The following is a 15,354-nucleotide window of genomic DNA, read 5'->3' on the forward strand; positions in this document are numbered from 1 at the left end:
GCGATGAGTGGGAAGGTCAGCGTTTGTCAGGCGTATGCAGCGGACAGCTCAGCCAATGGACGCCGCGCGCGCAGAGAAAGACCGAGCCGTTGTTGAAGCCGGTGATGAAGCTGCCGAGGGCGCCCAGAATGGCGCAGACCGTGACGATGGTCGCCAGCGCCTTTTCGAGATTGGTGAGGTCGAGGCGCCGCCGCACTTCGATCCGCCGGCCATCCCAAAAAAGCTGCTGCTGACCATTGATGCCGAGACGTTTCAGATCGTCGATGCCGATCCGCTCGACATTCGGCGGCCAGCCTTCCTGCGTCTCGGCGGTCATTGCAGTTTATGAGCCGTGGAGGCCTCGAGTGCATCCAGCCGTTCCCGCAAGAGGTCCAGTTGCCCGAGGATCAAGGCGATGCCCTTTTCCTGTTCCGCAACCGCTGTCCTGAGGAAGTCCACAGCCTCAACGGCCTCAAGCAACTCGTCGACCGTGACCTTGGGCAATTGTCAGGAAATGCGCTTGAGCAATTGCGTGGCGCTGATCGACAGCGCTTCGGACTCCTCGCGAAGCTGGCGGATCATCGACCGCAGACGACTGTGCTTCTCCCGCTCGGACGCGGCGGCGACGGCACGCTCATGGGTCGTCTTGGACGTTAGCTTCCGGACCGCCTTGGCTTTGGGCACAGGATTCGACATCGCGCTGATCTCCTCGCGCGCGATAATACACCCAATGACGCCTATCTCGGAAGCAAGTTTCAGCATCACGTCCCGACGCTCCTGTCACGCCAAACATAGCGCGCCGACAAGAACGAATCAAGAACTCTTCGCACCAATCGCAGGAGCGTCCATCACGACAACGGCCGGCTGGTCGTCGGCGATCCAGGCATGGCCGAGCGTGTAACTCACGGCGAGCACAGCCGGACCGATGAACAAACCGATGAGGCCGAAGGCGACCAGGCCACCCAACACGCCGACCAGCACGAGAAGCATCGGCAGATTGGCTTCTTTCTTGATCAGCATCGGACGCAAGAAATTGTCGATGAAGATGGCGAACAGGGTGAAGGCGAGCAGCACCGTCGCCATGGTCGCGCTGTCGAAGACATACATCCAGATCACGGCGGGGATCAGCACGACACCGGGACCCGCTTGCGCGACGCAGACGATGAACATCACGGCGGTGAGCACCGGCGCCAGCGGCACGCCCGCGATCCATAGCCCGATGCCGCCGATTGCCGCATCGACCAGCGACGTTACCATCACACCCAGCGCCACGGCCCGAATGGCGCGTGCCGCGAGCACCACCATCTGCTGGCCGCGCACGCCACCGAGCCGGTCACCGAAGCGAATGGCGACACGGGCGCCAGCCTCGCCATGCAGGTTGATGATGGCCACCACAATGACGGTGAGCAGGAATTGCACCAGCAACCGCCCGAAGCTGCCGAGAGAAATCAGGAACCATTGTGCCGCCGAGCCGGCATAGGGCGCCACGCGCGGCAGCATTTTGGTGATGCCGGCATCCTGCACATCGCTCCAAAGCTCCGCGGCCTTGGGGCCGATCATCGGCAAGCCTGCCACCCAGTGCGGCACCGGCGGGACACGAAAGGCCAGTGCGGATTTCGCGAGGCCGACGAGGCTGTCGGAATGGGCGAGGATTGTGCTGACGGCGAGCCAGAAGGGCACCACGAACAGGACCAGTACCAGCAAGGTCATCACCGTAACCGCCAGACCGCGACTGCCACCGAGCAATTTCTGCACGCGCAGCAGCAAGGGCCAGGTTGCCACGACAATGGTGGAGGCCCAGATCGTCGCCGGCAGGAAGGGCCGCACGACCCAAAGCGTGCAGAGCGTCAGGCCACCGATGAACAGCACCAGAAGCAACATGCGCGTGAGGTCACGCGCCTGATGCTCCCGATTTTGTTCGGCCTGGCTGTCGCCGACCCCCGCCACTTAAGCGCGCGCCTGCACCTTCTCATCTGTCAGCGCATGCGGCAGAAGCTTGACGTAATCCTTCGGCACGACCTGCCAAAAGTCGCCCAGCGTCTGCCCCCAGTTATGGAGCAGCATGGCGGCGTAACGGCTGGAGGTTTCCTGCACGTGACGCTCAATCAAGCCGCGCAGCTTGCTTTCCCAATAGGCGGAACTCACACGTTGCCAGGTCACGGTCTCGGGGTTGACCTTGCTTTCGAACCCGTTGTCGGGGTCATGCAGGAAGGCCATGCCGCCGGTGAAGCCAGCGCCGAAATTATCACCGAAGCCGCCGAGAACCACCACCGTGCCGCCCGTCATGTATTCGCAGGCGTTGGAGCCACAGCCTTCAACGACGGCGGTCGCACCCGAGTTGCGCACGGCGAACCGCTCACCCGCCTGCCCCGCCGCAAACAACTGGCCCGATGTCGCACCATAGAGACAGGTATTGCCGATGATCGTATTGGCATTGCTACGCATCTTGGAGGATGGCGCGGGCCGCACCACGATGGTGGCACCCGACAGCCCCTTGCCGACATAGTCGTTGGCGTCACCGATCACTTCCAGCTTCAGCCCCTGCACCGCGAAGGCGCCGAGTGACTGCCCGGCCGAACCACGCAGCCGCACGCTCGCATGACCGGCGACGAGGCTGGTGGTGCCAAAGCGCCGCACGATGAGGGAGGAGAACTTCGTCCCGATCGCGCGATGCGTGTTGCGGATGTTGTACTGCAACTGCATCTTCTCACGCCGCTCGAAGAAGGGCGCGGCATCGGCAATCATCTGTGCGTCCAGCGTCTCGGGCACCGGATTGCGTTCCGTCAGCGTGCAATAGCGAGGATAGGGTCCGGGGTCGGCCTGCGCCAGGATCGGGTTGAGATCGAGGTCATCCAGCAGATCGCTGCCACGGCTGACCTGTTGCAGCAGATCGGTGCGGCCGATGATGTCCGTCAGGCTGCGGAAGCCGAGCTTCGCCAGGGTCTCCCGCACCTCTTCCGCGATGAAGGAGAAGAGGTTGATGACCTTCTCGGGCGTGCCTTCGAACTTGGCGCGCAGCGTCTCGTCCTGCGTGCACACGCCCACCGGGCAGGTGTTGGAATGGCACTGCCGCACCATGATGCAGCCCATGGCGACGAGGCTCGCGGTGCCGATGCCGAATTCCTCTGCGCCGAGCATGGCGGCGATGATGACGTCGCGACCGGTCTTCAAGCCGCCATCCGTGCGCAACTTCACGCGGTGGCGTAGGCGGTTGAGCATCAGCACCTGATGCGCTTCCGACAGGCCCATTTCCCACGGCAGGCCAGCATATTTCACGCTGGTCAAGGCGCTCGCGCCGGTGCCGCCGGAATGACCCGAAATCAGGATCGCATCCGCCTTTGCCTTGGCGACGCCGGCCGCGATGGTGCCGATGCCGGAGCGAGACACCAGCTTCACGCAGACACTGGCCTCGGGGTTGATCTGCTTGAGATCGTAGATGAGCTGGGCCAGATCCTCGATCGAGTAAATGTCGTGATGCGGCGGCGGGCTGATCAGCATCACGCCCGGCGTGGAATGGCGCAGCTTGCCGATCAGTTCCGTGACCTTGAAGCCGGGCAACTGCCCGCCCTCACCGGGCTTGGCACCCTGCGCCACCTTGATCTCGATCTCGCGGCAGTTGTTCAGGTAATCGGCCGTGACGCCAAAACGACCCGACGCGATCTGCTTGATCGCCGAGGATGCGTTGTCACCATTGGCGCGTGGCTTCGAGCGCTCGGGGTCTTCACCGCCTTCACCGCTGTCGGACCGCGCGCCGATGCGGTTCATGGCGATGGACAGGGTCTCATGCGCCTCTGGCCCCAAGGCCCCCAGGGAAATGCCGGGTGCGATCAGGCGCTTGCGAATTTCCGTGATGCTCTCGACATCATCGACCGGGATCGGCGTCAGCCCATCCATGCGGAAATCGAGCAGATCGCGCAGCGCCACCGGCGGCAGCTTGCGCACCGCTTCCGAATAGCGGCGGAAGGTCGCGTAGCTGTCGGTCGCGACCGCGGTTTGCAAGACATGCACGAGGCTGCCGTCGAAGGCATGCGCCTCGCCGCCGCGCCGCATCTTATAGACGCCGCCGACCGGCAGCGTCATGACATCCTGCGCCCAGGCGATCTTGTGTAGTTCAAGCACTTTGCGGGCGATGCCGGCGAGGCCGATGCCGGAGATGCGCGACTGCATGCCGGGAAAGAACTCCCCCACCAAAGCGCGGGACAGGCCGATCGCCTCGAAATTATAGCCGCCACGATAGGAGGAGATGACGCTGATGCCCATCTTCGCCATGATCTTGAGCAGACCCTTGTCGATCGCCTTCTTGTAGCGTCCGATGGCGGTCTTCACGCTCATATCGCCGAACAGCCCGCGCCGGTGACGATCGACGATGGATTCCTGCGCCAGATACGGGTTGACCGTGGTCGCACCCACGCCCACCAGCACGGCGGCGTAATGCACATCCAGGCATTCGGCCGAGCGGATATTGAGGCTAGTGAAGGTGCGCAGCGAATGCCGCACCAGATGCGTATGCACCGCACCCGTCGCCAGGATCATCGGAATTGGGGCGCGCTCGGGGCCGACGGCTTCATCACTCACCACAAGATGCGTGGCGCCGGCACGCACCGCTTCCTCCGCCTCGCGGCGAATACGGTCCAGCGCATTGCGTAGGCCGCTATCGCCCTCGGCGGCGTCGAAGGTCGCATCGACATCCACCACCGAGGCACCCAGCTTCTCGCGCATCGCGAAGAACTCACCCGTCGACAAAATCGGGCTGTTCAACTGCATGATGTCGAACTGATGCTCATCCTCGTCGAGCACATTGCCGAGATTGCCAAGGCGCGTCTTGATCGACATCACGCGCGTTTCGCGCAGACTGTCGATCGGTGGATTGGTCACCTGGCTGAAGTTCTGGCGGAAGTAGTGATGCAAGCCGCGATACTTCTCGGACAGCACGGCGATGGGCGTGTCATCGCCCATGCTTCCGGTCGCTTCGTTTGCATCATCGACCATCGGCTGAAGGATAGTCTCCATCTCCTCCAACGTGGCGCCGATGGCGAGTTGCCGCCGCCGCAGCGCTTCGGTGGTCAGCAGCACGGGCTCGACGATATCGGTCTTCACGAGATCATCGATGACGACGATGCGCTTCGCCCATTCGCCGTAGGCGTTGCGCGCCGCCAGCATGTCCATGATCGATGTATTGTCATAGAAACGCGGCTGATCGAGATCGACGGCGATCATCTGCCCGGGGCCGACGCGGCCCTTTTCGACGATCATGGCTTCGTCGAACTTCACCATGCCGGTCTCGGACCCCACCACGAGCATGCCGTGGCTGGTGACAGTGTAGCGCAGCGGGCGCAGGCCATTGCGGTCGAGGCCCGCGACCACCCAGCGGCCATCGGTCGCGGTGATGGCGGCGGGGCCATCCCAAGGCTCCATCACGGCATTGCAATATTCGATCATGTTGCGATGCGTCTCGGGCATCGAAGCGGTGCCGCCGATCGAGGGCGGGATCATCATCGCCTTGACCATCGGGGCATCGCGGCCGGAGCGGACCATCAGCTCGAAGACATTGTCGAGGGCGGCGGTGTCTGACCCCTGGGCCTGCACGACGGGCTTGACGTCTTCCATGAAGTCGTCGAGCAGCACGGAGGACAACCGCGTCTCGTGGCTCTTCATCCAGTTGATATTGCCCTGGACGGTGTTGATCTCACCATTATGCGCCAGCGCCCGGAAGGGCTGCGCCAGACGCCAGGTCGGGAAGGTATTGGTCGAGTAGCGCTGGTGATAGATCGCGAAGCGCGAGACAAAGCGCGGGTCGAGCAGATCCGGATAGAACTCGGTCAAGCTCTCGGCCAGGAACATGCCTTTGTAGACGATCGAGCGGCAGGACAAGGAACAGAAATACAGCTCCGGCACATGCGAGGCGAGCGCCTGCTTTTCGATCCGGCGACGGATGACATAGAGATCCCGCTCGAACTCCAGCTCCGGCACGCCCCGCGCATTCCACAACATTATCTGCTCGATTTCGGGCCGGGTCGCATTGGCCTTCTCACCGATGCAGGCGACATTGATCGGCACCTGACGCCAGCCATAGATCTGGTACCCGAGCGCCAGGATCTCGGTTTCCACGATCTGGCGGCACCGCTCCTGCGCGCTGAGATCGGTCTTGGGCATGAAGACCTGGCCGACCGCGATCGGGCCGGGGCGCAGCATGGCGCCCCCTCGCTCGACAGCGGCGGCGAAGAAATCCTGCGGAATTTCGATATGGATGCCGGCGCCGTCACCGGTTTTGCCATCCGCGTCCACCGCGCCGCGATGCCACACCGCCTTCAGCGCGTCGATGCCAGCCTGCACGATGTCGCGCCGGCGCTTGCCGTCCAGCGCCGCGATCATGCCAACGCCACAGGCATCATGCTCCTGCGTCGCGGAATAGGTATCGGCCAGCGTCTCGGCGTTCTTCGCCCAGGAGCGGAGAAATTCGCCGCCGGTCTCCAGCATGTCGTTCTGTGACATCTCGGTCATGACAGTCTCCATCACTGTATGCTCAAGCCCTGGGCTTTGAGCTTGGCCTCATCCGCCTGCAAGACCGCGACGCCCGCCTGTTCCACCCAGGCGCGGCCCGACAGCACCATTTTCTGCGTCAGCGCCGGCGTGGCGCTCTGCAATTTCTGGCCGACGGGCGTCTGGTAGAAGGCAAGGATCTGCTGCAATTCATCGGTTGTGAAGGCGCGGCCGTAATCATCCGCGACGATGGCAATGAAACCCGGCTCGCGGGCTTGCAAATCCGGCATCAGCACCTGATCGACAACCGCCGACACGCGATCTTCCGCCATGTGGTTCCGCTGGGCCAGTGTCTGCACCAGGATGATCCGCAAACCACCGACGGCGGCATTCGCGACTTGCGTGATGCCGATCGCCTGCACCACTTGGGTTGCGAGTTGCAGCGTCTCCGCAGGCAGTGGCGGCTGCACATCATCCGCCCAGGCAGGCGTTGCCAGGGCAATCGTGAGCGCAAGGGTGGCGAGCGTCTTCATTCGGCGGCCACAGCGACCGGGGCACTGAGGCGGATATAGTCATGCACCTGGGCGGCCGCGTCCTGCCCGTCCTTGATGGCCCAGACAACGAGGCTCGCACCGCGCACGATGTCCCCCACCGCAAAGACGCCGGGCACCGGCGTCATGAAGCTGCGGTGGTTGACCTTCAGCGTGCCCCAGCGGCTGATCTCCAGCCCCTTCTCTGCGAACATGCGCGGCATATCCTCGGGGTCGAAGCCAAGCGCCTTGATGACGAGATCGGCCTCCAGCGTGAAATGGCTACCGGGCACCGGCTCGACCGACTGCCGGCCAGAGGTGTCAGGCAAGCCGAGATGCATGCGCATCGCGCGCACGCCAGTGACTTGCCCGTCGCCCAGGAAGGCTTCGGGGGCGGAGAGCCAGACGAACTCGACCCCCTCCTCCTCGGCATTCTTCACTTCGCGCATCGAGCCCGGCATATTCGCACGGTCGCGGCGATAGAGGCATTGCACCGAGGTCGCGCCCTGGCGCACGGCGGTGCGCACGCAATCCATCGCAGTGTCGCCGCCGCCGATGACGACGACGCGCTTGCCGTCGGCATTGAGCAGGCCAGAGTCGAAGTCCGGCACAACATCATTCAAGCCGCGCCGATTGGACGCGGTGAGGAAGTCGAGCGCGGGCACGATGCCGCCGAGGCCGGAGCCGGGACCGCCGATGTCGCGTGCCTTATAGACGCCCGTGGCGATGATCACCGCCGCATGCTGCTGCCGCAGGTCGGCGAAGGAGATGGCGCCCTCGCCCGTCGCGCTGCCGATGGCCGCGTTGAGATGGAACTGGACGCCGCAGTCTTCCAGAAACCGCCAACGGCGGATGACCACGTCCTTCTCCAGCTTGAAACCGGGAATGCCGTAGATCATCAACCCGCCGGGCCGGTCGTAGCGGTCATAGACATGGACCTGATAGCCCTGGCGGCGCAGCCGCTCGGCGGCGGCCAGGCCACCCGGACCCGCACCGATGATGGCGACCGATTCCGCGCGCTCCTGGTTCGGGCGCACAGGCTTCACCCAACCCTTCTCGAAGGCGGTGTCGGTGATATAGCGCTCGACCGCGCCGATGGTGACGCTCTCGAAGCCCTTCTCGATGACGCAATTGCCCTCGCACAGCCGATCCTGCGGGCAGATACGCCCGCAAATCTCGGGGAAGGAATTGGTCATGGAGGAGAGTTCGTAAGCCTCCTCCAGCCGACCCTCGGCCGTCAGGCGCAGCCAGTCAGGGATATGGTTCCCTAATGGGCAATGGATGGAGCAGAAGGGGATGCCGCATTGGCTGCATCGGCTTGCCTGCTCGGCGGCGCGGCTGGGGTCGAAGCGGCGGTAAATCTCGTCGAAATCCTCGACGCGCAGGTCGGCGGCGCGCTTTGCGGGGATCTTCTGCGGCGTGTGTACGAACTTCAGCATGCGCTCGGCCATAGGACATCCTCCAACTGAAGAGCGGACATCGCGCTCGCGGAACCGAGTGAGGTCTTATCGCCCTTTAGCCCTGTTGCGAAGCGGTAATCGAATCGCCAAACAGCGATGCTGACCTATTTCACGCGCATATCACGGTTTAGTGAGTATCTGTCGTGCGTCATCCACCATATTAGGTCCGAATTGCGACCAATTCGCCAAAGGATCAGAATGACAGGTCGCCACCGGTGCGGTCACCGCCCCCTTCGCGCACTCTCTGCTTCGCCACATCCCCGTACCGGCTGAGATACGCGGGCACGATGAGTTCCACCGGCGTGGGCGTGATCCCGAGGTCTTGGAGACCGGGGTAGCGGCCGCTGACCACATTGTCGTGCTCCAGCATCTTGAGCTGGTCGGTCGTCAGCAGCTTGCCGGGCAGCCGCTCCAAAACGCGGGCCTGCAACCGCGCGATGCTGGGCGGCACGGCAATGAGAGGGCGGCTACGGCCAGTTTGTTTCAGGATAAAGGCGAGGATGGCGCGGAAGGTCCAAACCTTCGGGCCACCGAGTTCATAGAGACGCGGCGCGTCTGCCGCGAGGGCGAGACCCGCCATGATTGCGTCGGCGACATCGCCCACGAAGACGGGCTGGAACCGAGTCTTGCCGGCCACCACCGGCATCACCGGCGACATCCGCGCCATCGCGCCGAAGCGATTGAAGAACTGATCCTCACTGCCGAAGACGATCGACGGACGCAGGATGACGGCACTGGGAAAGGCGGCCGCGACCGCGGCTTCCCCTTCCGCCTTGCTGCGGCCATAGCCGCTGCCGCTGCGGGTATCGGCGCCGATGGCCGAAACATGGACGAAGCTTCGCACGCCGGCGCGCGTGCTGGCGGCGGCCAGCAGGCCAGGCCCCTCAGCATGCACGCGCGTGAAATCCCCGGCCCGGCCCTCGGCCAGGATACCGACGAGATTGACGACCAATTCGGCGCCTTGCACGGCATGGGCGACGGCCGCCTGATCGCTCAGCGGCGCATAGAGCGGCACGATCTGCCCAACTGTGCCCATCGGCTTGAGCGCGGCGGCGCGTTCGGTGTCGCGGCCCGCCACGCGGACGATATAGCCGTCCCGCACCAGATGGGGGATGAGGGTGCGGCCAATGAACCCGGCGCCCCCAAAGACTGTCGCCAGTTTCCGCGTCTCATTGATCATGCTGCCGCTCATCCGTTGAGGCTTGGTGTCGCTGCCAGCATTAGGGGTCGGCACCCAAGCCCTCAAGAGCGGACGGCGGTTGACGCGGTACGAACTGCCGTCTAAACCCCGCCCACCGCACAGGTTGCCCAGGTGGCGGAATTGGTAGACGCGCAGGCTTCAGGTGCCTGTGGCCGTAAAGGTCGTGGAAGTTCGAGTCTTCTCCTGGGCACCAATTCCCAATAAAATCGTTGCTCTAAAAGCGCCGCCGCGGTGGTTTAGCGGGCACGGCCCGATCACCTACACGCATCCTGCTCCGGCTGCGGGCGCACCAGCAGTCGCAGGCCTAACACCCTTGTGACACGCGCGACCGTATCGAGTGTAGGGTTACCGCCGGCGCGGAACGACTTGTACATCGCCTCTCGGCTGACACCGGCTTCGCGCGCGATCTGCGCCATGCCGCGTGCGCGGGCAATGTCACCGATGGCGGCCGCGATGAGGTCGGGGTCGCCTTCCTCGAAGGCGGCTTCTATGTAGGCCTGCTCATCCTCGGGCGAGCGGAGTTGGTCGGTGGGGTCCCATCCCGTCGTCTCAAGCGCCATTGTCGTCTTCCTTTGCCAGAGTCTTTGCGCGCGCGATGTCGCGATCCTGCGTCGATTTGTCGCCGCCACACAGCAGCAGAACAACGGTCAGGCCGCGTCGCCTGACATAGATGCGATAGCCTGGGCCGTAGTCGATCCGCAGTTCCGAAACGCCCTCTCCCACCAGTTTCACATCACCGAAATTGCCAAGCGAGACGCGTCGGATACGCAGGTTGATGCGCTGACCCGCGGGCCGATCACGAACGCCATCGAGCCAGTCAGAGAAGGTCGAGGTCTGCCGGACGTCGATCATGTGTGGAATATAATACACATAGTCGATGTTATCAAAGCGTGAGGCAGCCCGCGGCCAAGCCTAGCTCTCCAGCAATCTCAGTAGAATTTTGAGCAACGCGCGCGATCAATATCCAAACCCGCCACGTGTCGCGGCTTTCGGCTACTGCACAGCGATGTGGAATAAGACCGTCGGGGCACTGCCATCCGGGAAGAATATCTGTACCGCCGTCGTATCTTCGCCGGAAAAGCCGCGAGAGGATCGGTATGTGATGATCGTGGCTGGGCTCTTTTGGGCATTGCACGCATAGGGCGGGTCGCCAGGCACAAAATGCGGAAAGGCCGTCCCCTGTGCGATATGAACCACGCCATGGCTTGGCGGCATGACAACCTTGGCTGCCACCGTGCCAAGCTGCGTGCAATCCGCGGCCAGCGACACCGGACTGGCCAGTATCAGGGTTGCCCCGTACATCGTCGTCGTATTCATGACGATCTCCCTGGCCTTCGCCAGCTGAGCCGTTGACGTCAAAATCACACGCGGCGGACGCGCCGGTGCCGCCACGCCAACAGGCATGATCTGGGCATTCGTCGTCGAGACGTTGTTCTTGATGCAGCCGGTAAGGGCGAGACACGCGCACGCATAGGCGACACAGCGAACCATTTTCATCTTCCCATTATTGAGTCGCATAGTGTCATTATGTCGGTTTGATACGCAATCGGCGCGCGGTGCCGTAGGGCGGCAAGCGTTCAAGCCGCGCGTCGTGAATCCTCGGCCTCAAGAGCGACTGCCAGGTCGTAACTGCTCTGGAGGTTCATCCACATCTGCGGGCTGACCTTAAAGTAGCGGCCCAGACGGATGGCTGTCGGCGCGGTGATCGCCCGCTTGCCCCGGATGATATCGCTGATCCGATTGGCTGGAATACCGATCTCGCGGCCCAAGGCACGGGCGGACAAACCTGCCTCATCCATGAAGTCTTCCTTGAGAATGTCCCCTGGCGTGGCACGCGCAATGCGCTCACCCGTCACCACATCCGATAGATCGAGAGTCTCCAAATTTTCCCGAAGAATGGTCATGTGACGATCCCTAATATTAATGGTAATCGACGACTTCGACGCTGTCGGCGTTTCCATCCTGCCAAATAAAACAGACCCGCCATTGCAGGTTGATCCTTATGGAATGCTGCCCGGCCCGGTCCTTCGACAAGGCCTCTAGATGATGGCTCGGCGAGACTTTCAGATCATCAAGTGCGGCGGCGGTATCTACCCTCACCAGCCGCGTATGAGCTCGTCTCGCCACGTCCGCCGGAAACATCTTTGGCACCTGTCCGAGAAACAAGGCGGCAGCTACCGTGTCCCTGAAGCTCTTGATCATGAAATTTGTAGTGCCTATGGGGCCGATACGTCAAGCGTATCAGCTGTCGGCGACGAAGTGGGGTAACGCTGCGCTTATCCGCCCTACGGCATCGCACTGGCATACCATTGCCACTTAGTCCTTCCGGCCGGTAAAACCCGCCTCATCCGAGGGACAAGATCCGGTGACATACGACATCGCCATCGTCGGCGCCGGCATCGTGGGTCTCGCCCATGCCCTGGCGGCCAGCCGCCTCGGCCTCAGCGTCATCGTCACGGACCGCGACCAGCGCGCGGTCGGCGCCTCCATCCGCAATTTCGGCTTCGTCACCGTCACTGGTCAACAGCAGGGCGAATGCTGGACCCGCGCGATGCGGTCCCGCGACATCTGGGAGGAAGTGGCCCCGCAAGCCGGCATCCCCATCATTCACCACGGCCTCGCTGTGGTCGCGCGCCGGCCCGAAGCCGCCGCCGTGCTCGAAGCCTTCAAGCGGCATGAGATGGGCGCCGGCTGCACCCTGCTCTCTGCCGCCGAGGGACGGACCCGGTTCCCATGGATGACAGGCCAGGCCGAAGCCGTGTTGTGGAGCCCACATGACCGTCGCGTCGAATCTCGCGACGCCATTCCCCGCCTCGCCGCCTGGCTGGAGAGCGCGAAGGGCGTCACCTTCCGGCGCGGCGTCGCGGTGCATGGCGTCGAGCCCGGGCGCCTAGTGACCAGTGACGGCATCATCGAAGCCGCGCGCATCGTGGTCTGCCCAGGTGACGACCTCGCCACCCTGTTCCCCGAGCGCCTCGCCCATTACGGCATCACACGCTCAAAGCTGCAGATGATGCGCGTCCGTCCGCGCCATCCCCTGCCCCTCGGCTGCGCCGTGATGACCGACCTCTCCCTCATTCGCTATCTCGGCTACTCGGAACTGCCGGAAGCCGCGCCCCTGCGGGCGCTGCTGCGGCGCGAGCAGCCGGAGGCCATTGCCGGCGGCGTTCACCTCATCGCCGTGCAATCGGCCGACGGCTCTCTCGTGCTCGGCGACACCCATGTCTATGGCACGACCATGGACCCCTTCTCGGATGCGGCGCTCGACGATCTCGTGCTCGGCGAATTCGCGGCGGTCTTTCCCGATGTCGCCTATGATGTGACGGAGCGGTGGATCGGCACCTATGCCTCCGCCGAGGACCGCCTCGTGCTCATCGATCGGCCTGACGACGCGATCCGCCTGGTGACGGTCACCAGCGGCACCGGTGCTTCCACCGCCTTCGCCATCGGCGAAGAGGTCATCAAGGAACTGATGCGATGAGCGGTGCCCTCAAGGCCGTAATCTTCGACTGGGCCGGCACGGTGATCGACTTCGGGTCACGCGCGCCGATGGGCGCTTTTGTGGAGGCCTTTCATCGCTTCGGCGTCACCGTTTCGGTGGCCGAGGCGCGCGGGCCGATGGGCCTGCCGAAGCGGGCGCATATCGCGGCCTTGATGGCGGACCCCGCCATTTCCGCACGCTGGGCCGAAGCGCATGGCCATGCGCCGGTCGAAGCGGATATCGACGCGCTCTACCATGTCTTCGTACCGCTCAATACCCAGGTGGTCGGGGACTATGCGGAGCTCATTCCCGACGCCGTGCAGCTGGCGACGGTGATCCGGGCGCGCGGCATGAAGGTCGGCTCCACCACCGGCTATGTCCGCTCGATCATGGACAAGCTGCTGCCCCTCGCCGCCGCACAGGGCTATGCGCCGGATAATCTCGTCTGCGCGGGAGATCTCGCGGATGGGCGGCCGACGCCCCTGATGATGTATCGCTGCTTCGCCGATCTCGGCGTCTATCCGCCCTCCGCCGTCGTCAAGGTCGATGATACCGAGCCCGGCATCGCCGAGGGTATCGCCGCCGGCACCTGGACCGTGGGCGTCAGCATTTCTGGTAATTGCGTCGGACTCTCTGCCGAAGAATGGGCCGCCACGCCCGACGCCGAAAAGGCCCGCCTGCGCGCCGCCGCCGAGAAGACGCTCTATGGCGCCGGTGCCCATTACGTCATCGACAGCATCGCCGATCTGCTGCCCATCATCGACACGATTGAGGATCGGATGTCGCGCGGCGACAGACCGTGATTTCCCCACGGGCCGGCGAGGGTGACGTTAATCACTCGCCACGGCGCCGGGCCTGGGCCGCCGCCCATATCACCGGCGATAGCCGCGCCCTCATCGAGCGGGACAGCGCGGCGTTTCTGCACCAATCCATCTCCACGCCCTGCCTCAATGCCATCAAGCGCGCGGAGGGCATCTGGATCGAGGATGTCGCCGGCCGCCGCTACATGGATTTCCATGGCAATAACGTCCATCACATCGGCTACGGCCATCCGCGACTGAAAGCCGCCATCGCCGCGCAGATGGACGAATTGCCTTTTGCGCCGCGCCGCTTCACTTGCGAGCCGGCGGTGGAACTGGCCGAGAAACTCGCGGCCATCGCGCCCGGCGATCTCACGAAGGTGCTGTTCACGACAGGCGGTTCCGACGCGCTTGAAATCGGCCTGAAAGTCGCACGCGCGGCCACTGGCCGGTTCAAGACGATTTCCTTCTGGGATTCCTTTCACGGCGCGGGCTTTGGCGCAGCCAGCGTCGGCGGCGAATCGCTATTTCGCAGCGGCCCGATCGGACCTTTGCTGGCGGGCACCGAGCATGTCGCGCCCTTCGCCTGCTACCGCTGCCCCTACGGCTATCCCGATCTGAACGGCGGCCCCAATCTAGCGCTGTGCCGCATGGCCTGCGCGAGCTATTTGAAATACGTGCTGGAGCATGAGGGCGATGTCGCCGCCGTTATCGCGGAACCCGCCCGCGCCGTGCCCTTCCTGCCGCCACCTGGCTATTGGCAGGCGGTGCGCGATGCCTGCCACGCCCACGGCACGCTTTTGATCTTCGATGAAATCCCCACGGGACTCGGCAAGACAGGGCGGATGTTCGCCTGCGAGCATGATGATGTGGCACCGGATATTCTGGTCATGGGCAAGGCCTTGGGTGGCGGCATTCTGCCGATCGCGGCCACCCTCTGCCGGTCGGATCTCGATGTCGCGGGCGACTATGCCTTTGGCCACTATACGCATGAGAAGAATCCGGTGACGGCGCGCGCCGCGCTGACCACCATCGCCATTATCGAGGACGAGGATCTGGTCGAGAATGCGCGTCGCGTCGGCGCGATGGCGCTTGACCGGATGCATGCGATGAAGGCGCGGCATCCGCTGATCGGGGATGTGCGCGGGCGCGGGCTGTTGCTCGGCATCGATCTGGTGACGGATCGGGTGACCAAGGCCCCGGCCAATGACGCGGCGGAGGCGATCCTGTACCGCGCCTTCGATGCCGGGCTGAGTTTCAAGACGACGCTGGGGAATGTGTTGACGCTGACACCGCCGCTGATCGTGACGGAGGCGCAGATGATGCGCGGCCTCGACATCATCGAAGACGCCATCACGGCGGAAGAGCGTTTGACGTAAGACGGAAGAGCGCAGCGTATTCCGCCATCCGACGCCCCGACACA

16 protein-coding genes and 1 tRNA gene are annotated in these 15,354 nt (G+C 63.8%); 4 read left to right on the forward strand and 13 right to left on the reverse strand.

Translation table 11 applies throughout. The features are described 5' to 3' along the window. Window positions 1-16: 16 nt before the first annotated feature. From QP803_RS12295 to QP803_RS12330, 8 genes are all read right to left on the reverse strand, one after another. Entirely contained in the window at window positions 17-316 is a 300-nt protein-coding gene (locus QP803_RS12295) for a hypothetical protein (RefSeq protein ID WP_284943767.1), read from the reverse strand. Beyond that, the gene (locus QP803_RS12300; RefSeq protein ID WP_284943768.1) at window positions 313-483 is read right to left on the reverse strand and encodes a hypothetical protein; all 171 of its coding nucleotides are present in this window, start codon (window positions 481-483) and stop codon (window positions 313-315) included. The genes QP803_RS12295 and QP803_RS12300 overlap by 4 nt, the downstream gene beginning before the upstream one ends. 3 nt (window positions 484-486) lie before the next feature. Beyond that, complete coding sequence (locus QP803_RS12305) at window positions 487-675, reverse strand: hypothetical protein (RefSeq protein ID WP_284943769.1); 189 nt, start codon at window positions 673-675, stop codon at window positions 487-489. Between the two features lie 117 nt (window positions 676-792). Continuing rightward, on the reverse strand, window positions 793-1,926 hold the full coding sequence (ydiK, locus tag QP803_RS12310; protein WP_284943770.1) for an AI-2E family transporter YdiK: 1,134 nt from the start codon (window positions 1,924-1,926) through the stop codon (window positions 793-795). Then, window positions 1,927-6,480, reverse strand: a complete 4,554-nt coding sequence (gene gltB, locus QP803_RS12315; protein WP_284943771.1) for a glutamate synthase large subunit — start codon at window positions 6,478-6,480, stop codon at window positions 1,927-1,929. An 11-nt stretch (window positions 6,481-6,491) separates the two neighbouring features. Next, the gene (locus QP803_RS12320; RefSeq protein WP_284943772.1) at window positions 6,492-6,992 is read right to left on the reverse strand and encodes a DUF2059 domain-containing protein; all 501 of its coding nucleotides are present in this window, start codon (window positions 6,990-6,992) and stop codon (window positions 6,492-6,494) included. Beyond that, window positions 6,989-8,440 carry an NAD(P)-dependent oxidoreductase gene (locus QP803_RS12325; RefSeq protein WP_284943773.1) on the reverse strand — a complete coding sequence of 484 codons (1,452 nt, stop codon included), beginning with the start codon at window positions 8,438-8,440 and terminating at the stop codon, window positions 6,989-6,991. The genes QP803_RS12320 and QP803_RS12325 overlap by 4 nt, the downstream gene beginning before the upstream one ends. A 202-nt stretch (window positions 8,441-8,642) precedes the next feature. Next, entirely contained in the window at window positions 8,643-9,629 is a 987-nt protein-coding gene (locus tag QP803_RS12330) for a complex I NDUFA9 subunit family protein (protein WP_284943774.1), read from the reverse strand. A 126-nt stretch (window positions 9,630-9,755) separates the two neighbouring features. Here QP803_RS12330 and QP803_RS12335 point away from each other — a divergent pair. After that, window positions 9,756-9,843: transfer RNA gene (locus QP803_RS12335), tRNA-Leu, on the forward strand. Between the two features lie 61 nt (window positions 9,844-9,904). On the opposite strand, the gene QP803_RS12340 is transcribed toward QP803_RS12335, so the two are convergent. The 5 genes from QP803_RS12340 to QP803_RS12360 form a co-directional block, all read right to left on the reverse strand. Then, the gene (locus QP803_RS12340; RefSeq protein ID WP_284943775.1) at window positions 9,905-10,210 is read right to left on the reverse strand and encodes an addiction module antidote protein; all 306 of its coding nucleotides are present in this window, start codon (window positions 10,208-10,210) and stop codon (window positions 9,905-9,907) included. Further along, the gene (locus QP803_RS12345; RefSeq protein WP_284943776.1) at window positions 10,200-10,502 is read right to left on the reverse strand and encodes a type II toxin-antitoxin system RelE/ParE family toxin; all 303 of its coding nucleotides are present in this window, start codon (window positions 10,500-10,502) and stop codon (window positions 10,200-10,202) included. Before QP803_RS12345 ends, QP803_RS12340 begins: the two co-directional genes overlap by 11 nt. 141 nt (window positions 10,503-10,643) lie before the next feature. Then, a complete protein-coding gene (locus tag QP803_RS12350; RefSeq protein ID WP_284943777.1) occupies window positions 10,644-11,141 on the reverse strand; it encodes a hypothetical protein in 498 nt (165 codons plus the stop codon). An 86-nt stretch (window positions 11,142-11,227) separates the two neighbouring features. After that, window positions 11,228-11,554: a HigA family addiction module antitoxin gene (locus QP803_RS12355; protein WP_284943778.1), complete on the reverse strand. Its 327-nt coding sequence runs from the start codon at window positions 11,552-11,554 to the stop codon at window positions 11,228-11,230. Between the two features lie 16 nt (window positions 11,555-11,570). Next, complete coding sequence (locus QP803_RS12360; RefSeq protein WP_284943779.1) at window positions 11,571-11,852, reverse strand: type II toxin-antitoxin system RelE/ParE family toxin; 282 nt, start codon at window positions 11,850-11,852, stop codon at window positions 11,571-11,573. A 163-nt stretch (window positions 11,853-12,015) separates the two neighbouring features. On the opposite strand from QP803_RS12360, the gene QP803_RS12365 reads away from it, so the two are divergent. From QP803_RS12365 to pbfA, 3 genes are read left to right on the forward strand one after another with little or no spacing between them, the layout of a single operon-like run. Then, on the forward strand, window positions 12,016-13,131 hold the full coding sequence (locus QP803_RS12365; protein WP_284943780.1) for a TIGR03364 family FAD-dependent oxidoreductase: 1,116 nt from the start codon (window positions 12,016-12,018) through the stop codon (window positions 13,129-13,131). Further along, window positions 13,128-13,934, forward strand: a complete 807-nt coding sequence (gene phnX, locus QP803_RS12370; protein ID WP_284943781.1) for a phosphonoacetaldehyde hydrolase — start codon at window positions 13,128-13,130, stop codon at window positions 13,932-13,934. Before QP803_RS12365 ends, phnX begins: the two co-directional genes overlap by 4 nt. Further along, complete coding sequence (pbfA, locus tag QP803_RS12375; RefSeq protein WP_284943782.1) at window positions 13,931-15,310, forward strand: (R)-1-hydroxy-2-aminoethylphosphonate ammonia-lyase; 1,380 nt, start codon at window positions 13,931-13,933, stop codon at window positions 15,308-15,310. Before phnX ends, pbfA begins: the two co-directional genes overlap by 4 nt. The last annotated feature ends 44 nt before the right edge of the window (window positions 15,311-15,354 follow it).

The organism is Acidisoma sp. PAMC 29798 (assembly GCF_030252425.1).
Taxonomy (GTDB): Bacteria; Pseudomonadota; Alphaproteobacteria; order Acetobacterales; family Acetobacteraceae; genus Acidisoma; species Acidisoma cladoniae.